Here is a 19,243-nt window from a genome sequence, read left to right as displayed (position 1 = left end):
TGATAAAATGATAAACCCGCAAAGCAATTTCTTGCGGGTTTATCATTTTAGTCTCTATTGCTCCAAGGTTTATTACTGCTAAGCAGAATGTTGTAATATCACATGTATGATTGATCAAATAGAACTGAAAATAGTATTCAAATTTTTTGTAGTATTTGTGTTATGTCTATTAGGTACCTTTACTGCTATAGGCCAGACAGATACTACCAAAGTTGGCCCTGAAAAGGCTCGTGTGGTTAATGCTGCCAAGGATACCTTGCTAATTGAAGGTGTTAATCCTCATTCTCCTCGTCGTGCTACAATGTTGGCCGCTATATTGCCTAGTGCCGGACAGATTTATAATAAGAAATACTGGAAGGTGCCTTTAGTATATATTGGTTTTGGGATTATTGGTTATTTCATTTATGATAACAATCGTACCTACCAGAATTTTTTACAGGCGTGGACTGCCAAGTATAACGGAGGCAGTAACGATGGACCATTCATTTTAGCTAAATTTTATCCGGAACTCTCAGCTCAGCAATTAGAAAGACTGAATGATGTAACTGTGCTGAAACGAAATAAAGACCTTTTTCGCAGATATCTTGAACTCAGCATTTTGTCTGCTGCTGCATTCTATGCATTACAGATCATAGATGCCAATGTGGATGCTCACCTGAAAGGATTTGACTGGAATAATCATAGCATTAGCCTACGTTTTGAACCAATTATTGAAAATAACTATGCTGGTTTGGGCTTTCGTTTACGCTGGTAAAAATCATAGCATAGTTCTGTAATCCCTACATTTGTAAACTCCGGATATTTCGCTGGCAAAACATCATTCGAAACAGAAAGATGTTATTTTTGTGCCTTAGTTGATTTCCAATACCTTTTTTCATTCTAACCGCATTTTTCATGAATATCCTTATTCTTGGTTACGGTAAAATGGGCAAAATGATTGAACAGATTGCCTTATCACGTGGTCACCAGATTAAACATAAAATCAGTGCTGACAATATCCATGAATTGAATCAGATAGATCCTAAAGAGATCGATGTTGCTATTGAATTCAGCGAACCTGGTGCTGTTATTTCTAATTTGTATTTTTGTTTTGACCATCATATTCCTGTAGTATCAGGTACTACAGGCTGGCTTGATAAACGGTCAGAAGTAGAAACACATTGTATGCAGAAGAATGGCGCATTTTTTTATGCGTCTAATTATAGCCTGGGTGTGAATATATTTTTTCACATAAATAAAGTGTTGGCAAAGCTAATGAATCGCTATCCCGATTATGATGTAGTTATGGAAGAAACTCATCATACAGAGAAGAAAGATGCACCTAGTGGAACAGCGCTTACCTTGGCGGGAGATATTCTGGATGAAGTTGTACGAAAAAATAACTGGGTAAACCATGGTGGAAAAAATGCATCAGAATTACCCATTATTTCTCACAGGATTCCAAATGTACCTGGTACTCATGTGATTCGTTATACTTCTCAGGTTGATGATATTGAAATCAAGCATACTGCACATAATCGGGAAGGGTTTGCATCAGGAGCGGTATTGGCAGCGGAATGGATTATTGGAAAGCATGGGGTTTTTGGTATGGATGATATGCTGGAATTTTAATGGCTATCAAAGCTCTCACATTGATCAGTTATACTCAGAAAGATTGATGGATGTATAATCTATAGAACTCTATGCGGATTGCGAAATATATTAGCGTCATTCTTGCAAGTATGTTTAAGTTTATAGGAGGACCATTAAGTGGAGTTGCTTTGGGGCTGCACTGGACAGAAACATACCTGCTTACAGTAACAGGGATGATGGTGAGTGTTATCCTGTTTACATTGCTGGGACATAAACTCAAACATACTTTGTTGAGTCGTTTTTATAAAAAACGGCTTTTATTTACACCTCGTAATCGGAGATTGGTAAAAGTATGGCGTAAATATGGGATGTTGGGGGTTGCTTTTTTAACTCCATTGATCTTGACCCCTATTGGGGGAACAATAGTCGCTTCTTCGTTTGGAGAGTCTAAATTTCGGATTTTTTTATATATGTTTTTCAGTGCTTTAGTTTGGGGCGTAATCCTGACTTTGGTTATTGATAAGCTTGGAGAAAAAGTATTGGAATTTTTCTGAAAATTGAATTAAACCCGGTTACAAGCCGGGTTTGTTTTTATCTGGAAGTAATAGTAGCGTGTCCAGCATTAAGAGATAAAATCTGAGTAACGCAGGATGGAATTTCTTCATCATAATGAGTTACATATAATAATGTTTTGTTAAGACGAAGACAAATCTCGTTAACCAAATCACGAAACTGTTTCATTCTGCTTGTATCCAGACTCTGACATGGTTCATCAAGAATAAGCAGAGGTGGATTTCTCACCAGAGCTCTTGCCAATAACACTTCACGTTGTTCACCTGTTGAGATTTCTTCCAGCTTCTTTTGTGAAAGATGACTAATATTCAGTAAATGCATATAGTCATCTACCAATGCCTGTTGTTCTGGCGTGGGTGTACGATACAATCCATCTGTGTTAAAAAGGCCTGATATGATGGTAGTATATACTTTGGTTTGCTTGGGGAAATACAAATGAAGTTCTGGAGAGACAAATCCGATACGTGATTTAATATCCCATATACTTTCTCCAGTACCTCGTTTTCGATCAAAAAGAAAAATATCGTTGGCATATCCCTGAGGATTATCAGCATTAATCAAACTCAGAAGTGTCGATTTTCCAGACCCATTAGGCCCTAATACTGCCCAGCGTTCACCTCGTTTTACTTCCCAATTAATATTATATAATACTTTTTTATCATTGTAAGATATTGTGACATTCCGCATTTTAACAGCATACTCAAAATTGGTATCTGTTTGCTGGGACAGTGCATGAATACGTGCATTAGCCTGTATAGATGGTGTTTCCTGACCTTCTATGGCTGACAGAGTTAGAGTATTTGTAATACAGGTTGGTATCTCATCAGAGGTAGTAGTAATAATAATTGTTGTACCAGCTTCTGCAAGATGGTTTAGTACAGTGTGAAGAATTTGACGAGATGCAACATCCAGTCCAACAAAAGGCATGTCAAGTAATATGGCCTTAGGTTGTTTTAAGAATGATCGGGTTAATAAGACACGTCTTGTTTCACCATTGGAAAGCGTCATCAGTTTTCGTGATAACAGATGACTGATTTTGAGTATATCAGCAGCCTGATTTATTTCATCATCTGTATACTTGGGAAGTCCCAGATTTACAGATGCATCGTCAATAGTACCAATAGGTTTCATCTGGTCTGTGAGAAATTCCCATACAGTAGGAGAATGCTCGGAGTCGTAGGCATAGAAGCGTTGTTGATAATATTGTGCTGCAGACTGAAGTATACGATTACCAGAATAATCTTTAGTGACCAGTTCCAATGAATCAGCTATCCATTCATTATCCTTTAGAAAGTGATAGGTTGCTGCCCCTCCCATGAATGGTATTTTACCTGCCAAGGCCTCTAACAATGTACTTTTTCCTGATCCGTTGGGCCCAATAATAGCCCAGTGCTGACCTTCGTGAAGATTCCAGTTAAAGTGTTGAAAGATAATTTTTTCAAATTTTCGGACAGAAACGTTCTGAATAGTAATAAATGGTTGCAAGCGACTAAAATTTAAATAGAAGGATTCAGATTGATTTTATAGCAGCATAAGCTGTATTCTCTTCTTGTTTTTAGAAGAGATCCGGGTAGAGGATTATAAGATCGACGACTAAACTGTGACAACGTGTTTTACTCGGGTATGGGTTGCCAGACTTGGATCAAGTATTTGTACAAATTTCCTTGTCAGGTGTTCTCTGGAAAACTGAGTTTCTGCCAGACGACGGGCATTATACTGGGCTTGTTCCAATACCTCTGGATCTGCCATATAGTATGAAATCTTGGTCAGCAGTTCTTCTGGTTTAGTAGGATTTACGTAAAATCCACATTCGTATTCTTCAATCAGTTGAGCTATCCAGCCGGATGTATTGGTAATGCATAATTTTCCGGAGGCTAGGGTATCAAAAAACTTATTAGGGCTACTGGTCTCCAGTACAGGGTAAGAAGCAAAAGATACATAAACTGCATCTGTTATATTGATAATTTCACGCAACTGATACTTACTAACATGAGGGATAAACAGGATATTTGTTAATTGATACTGTTTTGCCAGTTTCTGTACTTCTGCTAATTGATTTCCACGCCCTACAATCAGAAAACGTAATGCCTGGTTATTGGCTTCCTGCGCTGTTTTGGCAACCTCAATCAGGCTTTGTAGATTATTCACTTGCCCAATAGCACCAAAATAGGTAACTACAAACTTATGGGTAGTATCGTATTTATCTGTCAAATATGTTTTCTTGGCTTCTTTTTGAAAGAAGTCACAATCTGATATGTTAGGTAGCAGATGAATCGTTTTGTAGGGGACACATTGCTGAATATGTGAGGCTATTCCAGGAGAAAGAGCAATAATAGATGTTGCTTCTTCATAGATCCTTTGCTCAAGCCGGGATAGAAACTTTTGTAACCAGCGATTTTTGATTATGCCTAGCTGAATAGGGGCTAGAGGCCACAAGTCACGTACCTCAAAATGATATGGAATATTTCTCTGCCATTTCAGCAGAAGTGCTGTAATACCTACAGTTAATGGTGTAGACGATACATAACAGGAATCAATATTCTTAATCTTTCGGGTTAGTTTATAGGCTTGGAACATAAAAGAAAGAAAAGACCAGATTCTGTCAAAAAAGCCCATATGATTATCATAGGAAACAGGCAGATAATGAACTTTTATACCTTCTATAGTAGTAAAGAGATAGTCCTTGCTATTGTGGGAAGTAATTAATTCTACATCAAATCCATTATCAACTAAGGATTTAGCAAGGTAATATGATCTGGAGGACCCCCCGTCTGAATACGTTTTGAAATATTGATGAATATAAACAATCTTCACTAGAAAAGCTGGAAATTGATGGTGAAACAAAAGGCAACATATGAACATACTGGGTTTTTCAACAGTTCGCTTCCTGCTTGCCTGCTCCCGAATGGTTGTTGATGTTTTGTTTGAAAGGTCTTTTTTTAGAAAAATTATATAAAGCAATTTTACAATTTTTTTTCTCAAAAAGAAGATATACACAAAATCATTTCACTTTAGACAACAGACAATCCTAAAAATTGAGTTCCAACCAAGTAGCAAGTAATGAAAGTCCCCACAGTTCTGAGGTATAATCAGCTGACCCTGTGATATGATTCTTTTTAAGCTGTTGTACCCAGGCATAATCTACAATCTCATAAATCAATGAATCAGAATTTTGTAAAGACCTGAATATGTTATCCGAAACAGGTTTCCGCAACCAATGGCCTAACGGCATTCCAAATCCTTCTTTACGTCGTTTATTATAAGCTGTACCTTGTTTTTGAGAAAGGATGTCTTTCAATAGCCACTTCTTTCCATATTTCAACAGATCTGTAGCTGAAATGTTTTGTGCCTGTTCTACTACTGTATTATCCAGATAGGGAACTCTGGCTTCAATTCCATGCTGCATAGTCATCCGATCTGTAATGGTTAATACATCTGATATCAGATAATGTGACTGGTCAAAGTGTAAAGCTGTAGCGAGATAGTTTTCTATTGACTGTTGTTGGCTTGTGGTAGTGAAAAGTTCTTCCTGAATACGGGATGAAAGCTCCTTATGCCAAGAAAAAGAAGTAGCTCCACTAGTAAAACGAACGTACGTTTGTTCTGGTGATGGGTGTAACTGCTGCAGAGCTTTTTCCCATAGACGACCGTAATGAGTCTTAGAAAATTTATGGTGTGGAATATGATGCAATAAAGGGATGCCCTTTCTTATAAAGGATGGTGTTCTCAGGTATTGATAATAAGCCCAATGTCGATTATAGCCTGCAAATAGTTCGTCTGCTCCTGCTCCGGACAAGATGATCTTAACATATTTGCAGGCTTCCTGAGATAATAGATAGGTAAGCCATGCAGCTCCATCTGCAACAGGTTGATCGATAGTCCTTACCCACTCAGAAAACTGATCGAGTAATTGACTACCAACAACAACTTCATGCATATCTGCTTTATATTGCCTGGCTGCCTGTTGCGCGAAATACTGATCCTGAGTCGCATAAGGTTTATCAGAATCTGTATATCCAATAGTAAACACAGGGAAGTTCTTTATACCTTTGGCATACAAGCTAGCTAGCAATAAAGTAGAATCTACACCACCACTCAAAAACAAGCCCGCTGGTACATCTGCTGTACTATATTGATAGATAGTTTCTTCTAATGCCTGTGCTATGTTGTTTCGCGCTTCTTCTTTATGTAGTATTTTACTTGTCGACCTTTGAGGAATTGACAGATGGCTGATTGTATGTAACTCAGAACTGTAACCAGTTTGACAAATTCTGCCAGGCTCGACTTCAAAAATATTTTTATAAAATGTTTGAGGACGACAGGGAAACTTGAACGAAAGATAATGCTGTATCTGATTGAGGTTGGGATTTTTGGGAACTAATCCAGTTGCCAGTATTCCTTTGATCTCTGAAGAAATAATTAGAAATGCGTCGTTTTCAAACCAGTAAAGAGGTTTTATCCCCCATCGATCTCTGGCTATGATAAGGGTTTCAGTAAATTTATCATAAAGAGCTACAGCAAACATGCCATTCAACTCTGAGAAAATGGAATGACCATATCTGACTAATAGCTGTAATAGTGTTTCTGTGTCAGACAGAGTAGCAAATTCAGTGTCAGACAGCTTAGTCTGACGTAATGGAACATGGTTATATATAGCCCCATTAAATACGAGTGTAAATTGCCCATCTGCCGTACTCATTGGTTGATTGGCAATATCCCGAAGATCACTGATTTTGAGTCGGTTATTTGCCATCCAGACTGTCTGACGAGATGATACAATCTGAGTCCAGACCTGAGCGTCAGGACCACGATAATAGGTTGCCGAAAGCATTTGCTGAATGGGTTTTTCATTCAGTTGATTTTGCTTATCAATAATTATGTGAATGCCACACATGTATCTGAAAAAGAGGAAAAATGAGGATTTTATTGCAAAAGAGATACAAATAGAAATGGCCAGGAGGCATAAATACACATAATTCTGGAGAATTTATTACTTATTTGATACAATTAGCCAAAGCGCATATTTTGTTGCAAAGGACAGGCGTAATTTTTAGGTGGCTATTCACCTTTTTATGTCACTACACTATCAAATTCCCTTTCTTTTATTAGAGAAAAAGGACTTCTGAATATGCCTAAACCCTTTTTTAAGTACCCAGACCCGGTTTCCAAGCTATGAGTTGTGTCTGAGCAAACTTTTTCTGCTAATTACAGAAGTTGCCGTAAAGGTAATCATATATGCGTATATCCGACATTTGAAAGTATCCAAAAACTGCACCCTTCTTTGGGAAAATCGACAAAATACATCCTGAAAGTTACTCCCTTTTATACATAGCACTACTGTCTAAATACTTGTAACAGATGTAATTCCATTAAATTCGCAATAGCCAAAAAGGAAAAAAACTGTAGTTCTATCTGCATTACGAAAATAATAAGTCCTGTGTTACAATATCCGAACATAATTACAACACCCGACATTGAGATTACGGAACTTCGGAGGTTGACGGAGCTTCTCCGGCAGAAGTATAACTATGACTTCTCTAACTATGCGATGTCTTCCTTCAAGAGAAGAATCCAACGTGTGCTGGAGTTGTATCGCATTCCGACGATTGATGGTTTGATCAGGCGAGTCAATGACGAACCTGGATTTATTAAAGAGTTTATCTCAGAAATCACAGTAAATGTGACGGAGATGTTTCGTGATCCTTCTTTCTGGAGAGAGGTAAGGGACAAGGTTATACCTAATATTCTCTTAAATAATAATCATGTGAGTATCTGGCATGCCGGATGTTCTTCTGGTGAAGAAGTTTTCTCTATGACGATTCTGTTGAGAGAAATGGGAATTCTGGATCGTTGTAAAATTGTGGCAACAGATATAGATGCGGATATATTGGCTAAAGCAAAAGCTGGTATAATTCCCGTTAAAAACATGGAGTTGAATCAGAAAAACTATATCCGTTTTCAAGGTGCTCATTCGCTGGAGAAATATTATAAAGAAGAAGGGGGCAAGGCTATAATGGATAAAACATTGGTAGAAAATGTATCCTGGAGAGAGCATAATCTGGTAGACTGTACTCCGTTCTCCAAGTTTGATATCATACTTTGTCGTAATGTCATGATCTATTTTAACCAGCAGTTGCAAAACCAGGTTTTAAAAATGTTTCATGAAAGTTTATTTAAATATGGTTATCTGATTATTGGTTCAAAAGAGTCTTTGATCTGGTGCGAGGTGGCAAACCGCTTTATTGTTGTCAACAATGAAGAAAAGGTTTATAAGAAAGTAAAAGATTAATCTGATACCAATCTCTACAATGATCTGTTTGTAGATAAGGTAAGGCTTTCTGGTGGTTGATTAGATGAATAGTGTTGATAAGAAAGTTTTTAAAAGATTTTTGCTTTGACAGGTAATACATAAAAGCAAAATGGCCGAATTATTAAACGCGAAAAAGTACGAAAGTGAATCCTGTTCAGAATACGAACCAATATAAAGCAATCGTCATTGGAGGATCAGCTGGTAGCTTTCAGGTTATCAATAAGATACTGAATGGTTTACCAACTGATTTCGAACTACCGATTATCATGTGTTTGCATAGGCTGAAACACGTACGACAGGGTTTTGTAGAGGCTCTGAATCTGAAAAGCAGCATTACTGTAGAAGAGCCTGATGACAAGGAGCCAATACGTAAAGGGAAGATATATCTGGCTCCTGCTAATTATCACATGTTAGTTGAACTCGGAAATTCATTTGCACTTTCTACAGATGAAATGGTAAATCACTCAAGACCGTCCATAGATCTGACACTTGAAAGTGCAGCATATGTATATAAAAATAAGCTTATCGGAATTTTGTTGTCTGGTGCCAACAAAGATGGAGCTCTGGGAATGAAAAAGATTAAAGATTGGGGTGGATTGACCATTGTACAAGATCCCGCAGAATGTATGATAGATACTATGCCAACATCTGCTATGAAGGTTACACAAATTGATCATGTATGGCCAGTTCAGAAGATCCTTCAGTTTTTACTTGAAGTGCACAAACAGAATAAAAAAATAAGTCCGTTAATGAGCAAATAATACAATAAACACATCTCAGACTAAAAAGATAAAACAGGTATAGAGCAATGAATAAAAGAAAATTATATACTATTCTTTCTATTGTAGCCATTGCTGGGTTGCTGGCAAGTATCGGCTATGTCTGGTATCAATACATATCTCTTACTGATAAAGCTCATACTTTGTCTGGAAAAGAGATTGCCACATCCTGGGTATCTGTTAAGAATCTGATACAAGCCCTGGGTACATCTGTTGCTATTTGCAGTGGAGTGACACTAGTAACACTTGCCATACTACTGTTAAGCAGAAATAATGGAGAGGTGCAAGTTGTATATGTAAAGAAAAGTGAAGAGAAGCAATATGGACTTGATACAAGTGATGATGAGCAGAATGAAATGGGAAAAAATCACAATGCAAGCCATCTGGAAAGCATTCTTGCTGAGCAATCACGTGATTTAAAACCCGTATTTGAGAAGCTTCTTTCATCAGTATGTCGGGAGCTTGAAGCATCTCAGGCGATTATCTTCGTTGCCAAAAGATATGAGGGGAAACGTATTCTGGAGTTATTTGCTACCTATGCTTATCATATTGCCGAGAGTAAAACTTTTCATTATGAGTTTGGCGAAGGCCTGGCAGGACAGGCTGCCAAGGAGGGAAAGCAGGTTGTTATTAAAAATATACCGGATGGATATGTAACTGTACTATCTGGGTTGGGAAAAGCTTCACCTGCAGAGTTATTGATTGCACCTGTAATTTATGATGAACAGGTTGTAGCTGTAATCGAAATAGCATCCTTCAAGAGATTTACCCGTTCGGATGAAGCCCTGGTAACAGAAGTGACTCGTTTGATTAGTAATCGTATCAATAGTCAATTCTTGGAAGAAGAAGTAATTTCTCTGGTTCCACAGGCAAGTTTGGTATAGCTATGCTAGTAAAAAGTAGAAAGTCAGAAGTTCAGCATATTCTTGAATCGAAATAAGTTACTAACAGGTATGTTTAAAAATATAAAAATCGGCACAAAAATTACCGCACTTGTCCTCTCAATTGTGGTACTTGCCTTAGCTACAACCATTATTGTCATAAGCCATCTGGGCGATAAGTCTGTGCCTGCCGAGCAGATACAATACTATATGGTAGGTGTAAGCGTCATCATTCTATTGCTGGCTCTGGTTATTACAGTTCTTTTTTCACGCTTTCTTACCCGTCCGTTGATGACATTAAAAACAACAATGGGACTTCTCGGACAAGGTGTATTGCCTGAGAAAATTAAAAAGTCAAGTGAAGATGAATTTGGTGAGATGACTGAGACAATGAACCGTCTGGTAGAAGGCCTGCATAAAACGGCAGACTTTGCTCACAAAATTGGAGAGGGAGAATTTGAAGCTGAGTTTAAGCCTATGAGCCAGGATGATATGCTGGGTGTGGCATTGTTGAATATGCGAGATAGCATTCAGGAGTCTGCCAAACGGGATGAAGAACGTAACTGGATTGTAACAGGTGTAGCTGAGATTGGCAATATCCTTCGTTCAACAAATGAGTTGGAAGAACTTAGTGATAAAGTAGTCTCTTATCTGACAGGCAAAATAGGAGCTATTCAAGGTGCTTTGTATGTTGTAAATGATGAGGATGAAGGCAGATTTATGCTTGAAATGAAGGCAAGCTATGCCTATAACAAGAAAAAATATCTTAAAGCCCAGTTTCGGTTTGCAGAAGGCCTGGTAGGACAGGCAGCTGCTGAGAGGGATACTATCCTGCGAACAGAGATTCCAGATACTTATGTAACAGTTACCTCTGGGTTATTAGGTGATCGTAAACCTAAATGTTTACTAGTTGTACCATTAATGACTGTGATAGGAAGTGAGAAGGTAGTGTATGGAGCATTGGAGTTTGCCGGCTTTGAAAAATTTAGCTCTCGTAACGTTCAGTTTATAAATGAAGTAAGTGAAATCATTGCACGTACTGTATTCAATATCAAAGTAAATGAGAAAACCAGCCGACTGCTGGAAATGTCACAGAGACAGTCTCAGGAACTTCAGGAACAACAGGAAATTCTGCAGCAGAACGCAGAAGAGATGCAGGCAACACAGGAAGAACTGAAAAGAGCCAATACAGCGCTTGAATACCAGGTAGAACAAGTAGTACATGCTCAAAAACGTTTGCAGAAGCTACTTGAGAATGCGGCAGAGGTGATCATGATCTATGAAAAAGACCGAACCATCCGATATGCCAGCCCTTCTGTAAACCGAATCCTGGGATATTCACAGGAAGAATTGATTGGTGCAGACGATATGGCTCATGTAGATGAAGCAGGTAGGGAGTCTATTACGAAGATGTTTGAGGATTTGTTGGCAAACCCAGGTCAGAAATATACAGTTCAGTATAGCTACTATAGAAAAAACGGAGAGCAGATATGGCTGGAGGCAACGGGATCAAACTTATTGCATGACCCAGCAATCGAAGGTATTCTGATAAACTCTACGGATATTACAGAAAGACTTCGGGCAGAGAGAGAACAGCGTATGCGTAGCCAGATGCAGTCTCTATCTGAAAACTCTCCTGATTTGATTATTCGTTTCAATAAAGAAGGCCGTATCTTCTATATCAACCCAATGATTGAAGTATATGCGGGGCAACGTAAAGAAACATTTGAGCAAAAGAGTCTGGATGAGCTCACCATTAATACTTCTGTGGTTGATGCGTGGCGTTCTGTTCTGAATCAGGTGATAGAAACTCAGGAAAAAGTAAATACCGAAATTGATTTTCCTTCTACTGTTGGTACCCGTGTGATGGATATCAAGGCAATCCCGGAATTTAATGATCAGGGAACTGTAGAGTCGGTGTTGTTTGTACTGGGTGATATTACAGAAAGAAAGATGACAGAGATTGAGATCTCTAATAAAAACAAGAAGATCTCAGAATCTATCAACTATGCAAAACGAATTCAGGGTGCTATCCTTCCTGCGAATCAACTTATTAAATCAGTATTTCCGGATGCATTTATCCTATATAAGCCAAGAGATGTAGTAAGTGGTGACTTCCCATGGTTTATGCAAAAAGGAGATGATCTGTATATCGCAGCTGTCGATTGTACAGGGCATGGTGTACCAGGTGCCTTGATCTCACTAATTGGATACTTCCTACTGAATAACATAACTGAAAGTGGTGAAAATATCCTTCCTGGGGAGATTCTGGATCGTTTGGACCGCGGTGTAACAGCCACTCTCAAGCAAGACTCCAATGATGAAGGTTCAACACGTGATGGTATGGATATCGCCTTGTGTAAAATAAATCTGAAAGAGAATGTATTACAATACGCTGGTGCTCACAGACCATTATACTTCTTACAGGCAGGTGGAGAACTTGTTGAAATAAAAGGAGATAAGTTCCCAATTGGCGGTGGCCAGTATAAAGACAGAACCAACTTTGTTACTACAACTATCCAGTTAAATTCAGGAGATTCAGCATTCTTCTGTTCAGATGGCTTCCCTGATCAGTTTGGTGGACCTGATAATCGCAAATTCTCTCCAAAACGTATTCGTGATCTGATTACCGGTAATCCATCTGCTAGTATGAACCAGATGCATACCATATTTGATCGGGAGTTTGAGGGATGGAGAGGTGATACCAAACAAACCGACGATGTACTTATGATAGGAATCAGATTTTAATAAATCCGTTTTTATATAAAAGAATAGTTTAACCCATAAATTTCAATTAGCAGATAAAGCAAATTTCGTATTCATCCAATATATCTTTTAAAACTATGAAGTATATCTATGACTTGCACCGAATTATGATCCAGGAGGACTTAATTTTAGTCTATGAAGGAGAATTCACGCAAGAGATTACCAAGTCGGTTCTGTCTATGACAGAGCGTAATATGGAGTCAATGGGAGAGGAGTCCAGTATTAAACGTAAAGTATTCAATGTAATGGTAGAGTGTTTGCAGAATATTTGTAAGCATGCTGAAGAAGCAATTGAGGATGCACCCAATTCTGCTATTTTCATTGTAGGTAAGAGAGATGAAGAATACGTTATTACTTCAGGCAATCCGATTCGTAATGACAAAATTGCCCTCTTATCTGCTAAACTAGATCAGATCAATGGTTTAGACAAAGAAGGTCTGAAGAACCTTTATAAAGAGATCATCCGGAATACTGAACTTTCGGAAAAAGGTGGTGCAGGCCTGGGCTTTGTGGATATGGCTCGGAAATCTGGCCAGAAGCTAGAGTATGATTTTCATCCGGTAACAGAAAAAACATCGTTCTTTTCACTACAGACCCGTGTTTCCCGCATGGCAGGCATGGAAGCGTAAACGGTTGAAAATATTCCTAAAACATAATTTGATTTATTAATCCTTTCTGAAAGAATTTAAAATCCTTTAACATATCATGGAAATCATCAATTTAGAAGGCGCAGAAGATACGCCAAAAATTATTCTTGATAAATCGAATGGTATTTTCGAAATATCTGGCCGTTCACTTCCTGAAGATACTGCTGAATTCTATAGACCTATATTGGATTGGTTGTCTCGTTATGCTCAGACACCAAATAGCAAAACTCAGTTTACATTCAAATTAGAGTATTTCAATACTGCTTCCTCTAAGCTTATCCTGGATATTTTGGCAAAGCTGGAGGCAATACCTGGTACTACTGTTGAATGGTATTTTCATGAGGACGACGAAGATATGGAAGAAGCCGGAGGCGAATTCTCTGAATTAGTAGAGGTGCCTTTCGATTTCAAAGCCTATTAATCTCATTAGACATACAGGAGTAATCTCGACCTATACAGACTTAAGCAAATCTGTTCTAAGTCTGGCTGATAGTGATTTCTTGTTGAATGCAGTCATGTGTTGATTGCAAATCGGTTTTGTCTTGCCTAAAAATAAGGAAAATCCGAATATTTATAAAGCAGGTGGCTGTATTCAGAGAATGAAGCTTAGATGAAGAGATGCTGGCTTGGGAGACGGAGCTTTATATCAGTACTGAAGAGATATTCCTGTTGTCATTCTAGTGCGAAAGTTTAATTATTTAGTTGCCAGCATTTATTTCTCAAAACGTAATTGAGAGACTGAAATAATAGTTAATCGGCAGATTGTTATTTTTCAGTTTCTGAATTAAAAATTACAGCTATGAGTGAGGAAATACTTAAGGCATTGACCCAACTGTTTGCCATTATTACCAAACAGGATAGTGGGGCCACTGTCAAGGAACGTAATTATGTTATTCAGTTTTTCCGACAGGAACTGGATCTGGATTCAGTACAGGGATATCTGGCCCTTTATGATGAGTTAGCCGGATATGGAGTAGAAGACACTAGTGGGTCTAAACTTACTTCTGTAAAGGATTCGGTAAAAACATTGGCTATTTGTAAGAAGATCAACAAAACGTTGACTCAGAAGCAGAAAGTCATTGTATTGATCCGTCTATTGGAATTAGTAAATTCTGATAAAAACTTCACCCCTCAGCGGATGAGCATTATTGATACTGTATCCACTGTATTCAATATTGTTAAAGAAGAATATTCACTGATTGAAAGTGTTGTACTGAAGGATAATCTATTGGACATTGTTTCAGATGCCAAGTTACTGGTAGCACGTGAAGACGCTTTGCCATCTGAACATTCTCACTCAAAATATTTACATCTGGATCATTTCTCCGGTGAATTGTATTTTATCCATATCGCAAGTGTGGATATGTACTTCGTGAAATATGCCGGACATGAAGATTTGTTGTTGAATGGACTACCTATTAAACCGTTACAGATATATCTGTTTTCACATGGTAGTACATTGAAACTGGCACACAGTTCACCTCTGTATTATAGCGATGTAGCGGGTATATTCCTGAATACAGCCAAAGCCAATAAGCTCTCCTTCCACGCCAAAAATCTTGAATATCGCTTCTCCAGTGGAACTATTGGATTACGTGATATCAATCTGGCTGCTGGTCCGGGAAATCTGATTGGTATTATGGGAGGTAGTGGTGCTGGTAAAACTACCCTGCTAAACGTATTGGCAGGGATTGAAACTCCTTCTAAAGGAGAAGTTCTGATCAATGGAATCAATATTCATGCACAGAAAGATCAGATTCAGGGTGTAATTGGGTATGTTGCCCAGGATGACCTGCTGATTGAAGAACTGACAGTGTATGAAAACTTATATTATAATGCAAAACTTTGCTTTGCTAACCTGAATGAAGAACAGCTTCACCAAGCTGTAATGAGTGTGTTGGCAAGCCTGGGATTGGATCATATCAAAGACATAAAAGTAGGTAATGTCCTGAATAAAAAGATTAGTGGTGGACAACGAAAACGTCTGAACATTGCTTTGGAGTTGATTCGTGAACCAGCAGTTATGTTTGTCGATGAACCTACATCAGGATTATCATCCCGGGACTCTGAAAATGTAATTGACTTATTAAAAGAATTATCACTGAAGGGAAAGCTGATCTTTGTGGTTATCCACCAGCCTAGCTCAGACATTTACAAGATGTTTGATAAGCTGTTTTTGCTGGATACAGGAGGTTTTCCTATCTATTACGGCAACCCGGTAGAAGCAGTAACCTACTTCAAAAGGGCTACAAATCAGGTAGATAGTGAACGTGGTCAGTGCCATACGTGTGGTAACGTAAACCCCGAACAGATATTTAATATCATCGAGGCTAAGGTGGTGGATGAATACGGAAGATACACCAGTAAACGTAAAGTCACACCGGCACAATGGAATGATAAATACCTGACAAACTTCAGAATGGACGAAGTTACTACCATAACGGAGTTGCCGCCAAAAGCGTTAAATCTTCCATCTCGTATCAAGCAAGCTACCATCTTTACAATCCGGGATTTCCTGTCAAAAGTCAGCAATGTACAATACATGCTTATAAACCTGTTACAGGCTCCATTACTAGCATGTCTACTGGCTTTTGTGATTCGATATACAAATACTTCTGAGACAGCTGACTACTCTTACAGATATAATGATAACATACCTGCATTCATTTTGATGAGTGTTCTGGTAGCCTTATTCATGGGGCTGACAGTAAGTGCTGAAGAGATTATACGAGACCGAAAGATTCAGAAACGAGAATCTTTCCTAAATCTGAGCCGTACCAGTTATCTGACGTCAAAGGTGTTGATTCTGTTTACATTATCTGCGATTCAGACGTTGACCTTTGTGGTTGTAGGACATTGGATACTGGATATTCAGGGAATGACATTTAGCTACTGGCTGATTCTATTCACATTGTCTTGTTTTGCCAATGTGCTGGGATTGAATATGTCTGCTTCTTTTGACTCTGCTGTGACAGTATATATAACGATTCCGTTACTACTGATACCACAGATGATATTTAGTGGTATTATTTTCAGCTTTGATAAACTGAATGAAGCAGTAAGTAGTAAAGACAAAGTACCCGTACTGGCAGATGTGATTGCCGCTCGCTGGGGTTTTGAAGCATTAGCGGTAGATCAGTTTAAAAATAATGCCTATCAGGAGTCTTTTTATGATTGGGAAAAAACACAAAGTCAGACGTACTTCAAATACACATATCTGGTTCCTGAGTTAGAAAACAGATTGAGTTTTGTAACAGAAAACTTTGCTGCTAAAGATGATTCGGTAAAGTCTTTGGCTGAACGGGATTTGATGATTTTGGAGAGGACATTAATGAAAGAACCTGGGGTGGAAACTTTACAATTAGATGGACTGACACTAGATAAATTTACTAAGGAAAAGTCGGCTAAAATAAGTGCCTTTATCAAGCAGGTAAAAGAAGCTAATATTGAGCAGTTTAATCAGGCTGGAAATATAAAGGATCAATTCATTTCTGTTCAGGAAAAAGATAAGACATTCAATCTGACATCCTTCAAAAATCAGTTTTATAATGAATCACTGGCAGATCTTATGAAGAATACCAGTGCAAAAGACAGGATTGTAGAATACAATGGTAAATTGTTACAACAAACTGATCCTGTTTTCAGAGATCCTGAAACACTATCCATGCTGGATTACAGAACTCATTTTCTGTCCCCACAGAAACCATTGTTTGGGAGGTTATTTGATACATATTATTTTAATATTATCATTCTCTGGGCACTCACAGGATTTTTGTATGTGACCTTATACTTTGAGGCTTTTCGCAAACTATTCTATGCTTTCGGCAATATTCGTTTACCTAAGGCATTTCTGACAAACCTGGAAGGACTCAAGAAAAAATTGAGTGGCATTCGTGTAAAGGTGAAGGTAGATATTCCATTTGCAAAGAAAAAAGTTGCTACCAACTAATTATACTTTAGTAGAGACGACAATGTATATCGCAGATATCATTGTCGTCTTTAGTATAATCATAGATAACAATGCAACTATTTTATGAGGCATATTATAGAAACTCTATAACAAATGGCCCGCTTCTTTACAATAGAGGAACTTTTCTAAAGATCATTACCAGAAGAAGTAATTTTAGAGGTAGAGAAAAAATCATTTTTGATAAATCTCTTACATGGATTACGGGAAGTAATTTTTGATAAAACTTGTAAATAGCTGAATTACAATTATTTTTACTGCGCTCATTACTTAACTATTTCAATTACCGATCACTATGAAAAAACTACTGATAGGGTTTGTTGCATTGACCTTGCTGTCTTGCGAGAGCGAAAAAAGTCGTCGTGACAAATTCGTTGCAGACAGTATAGCTAAAGCCAATGCCCTTCCTAAAGCACCTGCAGTATCTAAGGAAGTTGTCAACGAATTCATACAATCTATACCTTCTCCTATTGAAATTTCTGTTCTTATTAAAGAACAAGGTGCAAAATACGACTCAAAATTACTTAACCCGACAGCAAGCCAGGGTAATTATAATACTAGTTTCCGTCAAGCTGTGAATTTAGGTGTATATAGTACGGATCTTGGATATGCTAACATCTATGATCAGAAGCAAGACGCTATTAAATACCTCGATGCTGTAACAGGGATGGCTAATGGTCTGAATATTGGACAGTTTTTCGACTTCTCAACAATTAAAAGACTGGCAACAAATAGCAGTAACCTTGATTCACTGTTATTAATTACAACACAAAATTTTGAGAAGATCAACTCTTACCTGCAGGATCAAAATCGCTCTAATCAAAGTGTATTGATTTTGACAGGCGGATGGGTTGAATCACTATATCTGACCTGCGAAGTAGTGAAGAAAAATCCAAGTCAACAATTCAAAGAAAGAGTAGGTGAGCAAAAAGTGATTTTGGATCAATTATTACTTCTGTTAGATTTTTATAAGGACGATGCAAATGTGCAAGGATTGATAAATGACCTTAACAATCTGAAGGCCCAATTTGATGCTGTAAAAGTTACTCGTGAGTACAAGGAATCCAAGATGGAAGAAATCAATGGTATTCCAACTATTGTAGATAAGAGTACCAGTCGCATTGATTTTACGGAAAAAGATATTGATAATATTCGTAATGCTACCATTGCCGTACGTGACAAAATTATCAAATAGAAGATTTGTTCAAGATACCGGATTACTAAAGAGTTATATTTAGTATTAATAATTAAAGCTTTACGCAATACTTACAAGAACTTAATATTGGCTGACTTTATGAAAAACATTCTATTTACCGCTATGCTGCTTGCATTATTTTTTTGTGCAAAGAATAGTGCTCTTGCACAGTGTGAAGCAGAAAAATATACAGAAAAGATAATTGGTAATTTACCTGATGGAACAACATTTTTGAAGAGTTATAAGATTGATGGTGAAGGTGGTAACAAGACTAAAATCGAGTATCCATATATATTTCGTCAGAATTCGACTTACCTAATCAATATTGCTAACAAAGATCCTGAATTAAAGGGCGTTGTGTTGGAACTTTATGATGCAAACCGTAATCTGATTGGAACAAGTTATGATGCAAGTGGGAAAAAGTTTCGTCCAGGCTTAGGATATACCTGTTCTGCTACAGGTGTATATTACCTGAAGTTCTCATTTGAAGGATCAAAAGACTATTGTGCTGCAGCAGTATTGTTGTTGAAGAAATAAATTAATAAGTATAGTT

The 19,243-nt window shown here is 37.8% G+C and carries 15 protein-coding genes; 12 read left to right on the top strand and 3 right to left on the bottom strand.

Annotated elements, in window-relative coordinates; all coding sequences use genetic code 11:
* Positions 1-106: 106 nt before the first annotated feature.
* The 3 genes from QNI22_RS17815 to QNI22_RS17805 all read left to right on the top strand — a co-directional run bounded on the left by QNI22_RS17815 (position 107) and on the right by QNI22_RS17805 (position 2,126).
* Positions 107-754: a DUF5683 domain-containing protein gene (locus QNI22_RS17815; RefSeq protein WP_314512655.1), complete on the top strand. Its 648-nt coding sequence runs from the start codon at positions 107-109 to the stop codon at positions 752-754.
* 140 nt (positions 755-894) lie between these two features.
* The gene (gene dapB, locus QNI22_RS17810) at positions 895-1,611 is read left to right on the top strand and encodes a 4-hydroxy-tetrahydrodipicolinate reductase (RefSeq protein ID WP_314512654.1); all 717 of its coding nucleotides are present in this window, start codon (positions 895-897) and stop codon (positions 1,609-1,611) included.
* 110 nt (positions 1,612-1,721) lie between these two features.
* Positions 1,722-2,126 carry a small multi-drug export protein gene (locus QNI22_RS17805; RefSeq protein ID WP_314512652.1) on the top strand — a complete coding sequence of 135 codons (405 nt, stop codon included), beginning with the start codon at positions 1,722-1,724 and terminating at the stop codon, positions 2,124-2,126.
* Between the two features lie 37 nt (positions 2,127-2,163).
* Here QNI22_RS17805 and QNI22_RS17800 read toward each other — a convergent pair whose 3' ends face one another.
* The 3 genes from QNI22_RS17800 to asnB form a co-directional block, all read right to left on the bottom strand.
* Positions 2,164-3,630, bottom strand: a complete 1,467-nt coding sequence (locus QNI22_RS17800) for an ATP-binding cassette domain-containing protein (RefSeq protein WP_314512650.1) — start codon at positions 3,628-3,630, stop codon at positions 2,164-2,166.
* Positions 3,631-3,738: 108 nt separating this feature from the next.
* Positions 3,739-4,959, bottom strand: a complete 1,221-nt coding sequence (locus QNI22_RS17795; protein ID WP_314512649.1) for a glycosyltransferase family 4 protein — start codon at positions 4,957-4,959, stop codon at positions 3,739-3,741.
* Positions 4,960-5,173: 214 nt separating this feature from the next.
* Positions 5,174-7,039, bottom strand: a complete 1,866-nt coding sequence (gene asnB / locus QNI22_RS17790) for an asparagine synthase (glutamine-hydrolyzing) (protein WP_314512646.1) — start codon at positions 7,037-7,039, stop codon at positions 5,174-5,176.
* A 543-nt stretch (positions 7,040-7,582) separates the two neighbouring features.
* Here asnB and QNI22_RS17785 point away from each other — a divergent pair.
* The 9 genes from QNI22_RS17785 to QNI22_RS17745 all read left to right on the top strand — a co-directional run bounded on the left by QNI22_RS17785 (position 7,583) and on the right by QNI22_RS17745 (position 19,227).
* Positions 7,583-8,434 (top strand): CheR family methyltransferase, encoded by an 852-nt coding sequence (locus QNI22_RS17785; RefSeq protein ID WP_314512644.1) that lies wholly within the window; start codon positions 7,583-7,585, stop codon positions 8,432-8,434.
* A gap of 164 nt (positions 8,435-8,598) precedes the next feature.
* On the top strand, positions 8,599-9,216 hold the full coding sequence (locus QNI22_RS17780) for a chemotaxis protein CheB (RefSeq protein WP_313979625.1): 618 nt from the start codon (positions 8,599-8,601) through the stop codon (positions 9,214-9,216).
* A 47-nt stretch (positions 9,217-9,263) separates the two neighbouring features.
* Positions 9,264-10,118, top strand: coding sequence for a GAF domain-containing protein (locus tag QNI22_RS17775; RefSeq protein WP_314512642.1), 855 nt, complete (start codon positions 9,264-9,266; stop codon positions 10,116-10,118).
* A 69-nt stretch (positions 10,119-10,187) separates the two neighbouring features.
* On the top strand, positions 10,188-12,863 hold the full coding sequence (locus QNI22_RS17770; protein WP_314512640.1) for a PAS domain S-box protein: 2,676 nt from the start codon (positions 10,188-10,190) through the stop codon (positions 12,861-12,863).
* A 95-nt stretch (positions 12,864-12,958) separates the two neighbouring features.
* On the top strand, positions 12,959-13,510 hold the full coding sequence (locus QNI22_RS17765; RefSeq protein WP_314512637.1) for a SiaB family protein kinase: 552 nt from the start codon (positions 12,959-12,961) through the stop codon (positions 13,508-13,510).
* 76 nt (positions 13,511-13,586) lie between these two features.
* The gene (locus tag QNI22_RS17760) at positions 13,587-13,949 is read left to right on the top strand and encodes a DUF1987 domain-containing protein (protein ID WP_313979616.1); all 363 of its coding nucleotides are present in this window, start codon (positions 13,587-13,589) and stop codon (positions 13,947-13,949) included.
* Between the two features lie 378 nt (positions 13,950-14,327).
* Positions 14,328-17,477 carry an ATP-binding cassette domain-containing protein gene (locus QNI22_RS17755; protein WP_314512636.1) on the top strand — a complete coding sequence of 1,050 codons (3,150 nt, stop codon included), beginning with the start codon at positions 14,328-14,330 and terminating at the stop codon, positions 17,475-17,477.
* Positions 17,478-17,790: 313 nt separating this feature from the next.
* Positions 17,791-18,690 (top strand): hypothetical protein, encoded by a 900-nt coding sequence (locus tag QNI22_RS17750; RefSeq protein ID WP_314512634.1) that lies wholly within the window; start codon positions 17,791-17,793, stop codon positions 18,688-18,690.
* A gap of 99 nt (positions 18,691-18,789) precedes the next feature.
* Entirely contained in the window at positions 18,790-19,227 is a 438-nt protein-coding gene (locus QNI22_RS17745) for a hypothetical protein (RefSeq protein WP_314512633.1), read from the top strand.
* The last annotated feature ends 16 nt before the right edge of the window (positions 19,228-19,243 follow it).

Origin of the sequence: Xanthocytophaga agilis (genome assembly GCF_030068605.1) — a bacterium.
GTDB classification, from domain to species: domain Bacteria; phylum Bacteroidota; class Bacteroidia; order Cytophagales; family 172606-1; genus Xanthocytophaga; species Xanthocytophaga agilis.
Note: the sequence above shows the minus strand (reverse complement) of the source record. Positions and strands in the feature narration are given on the sequence as shown.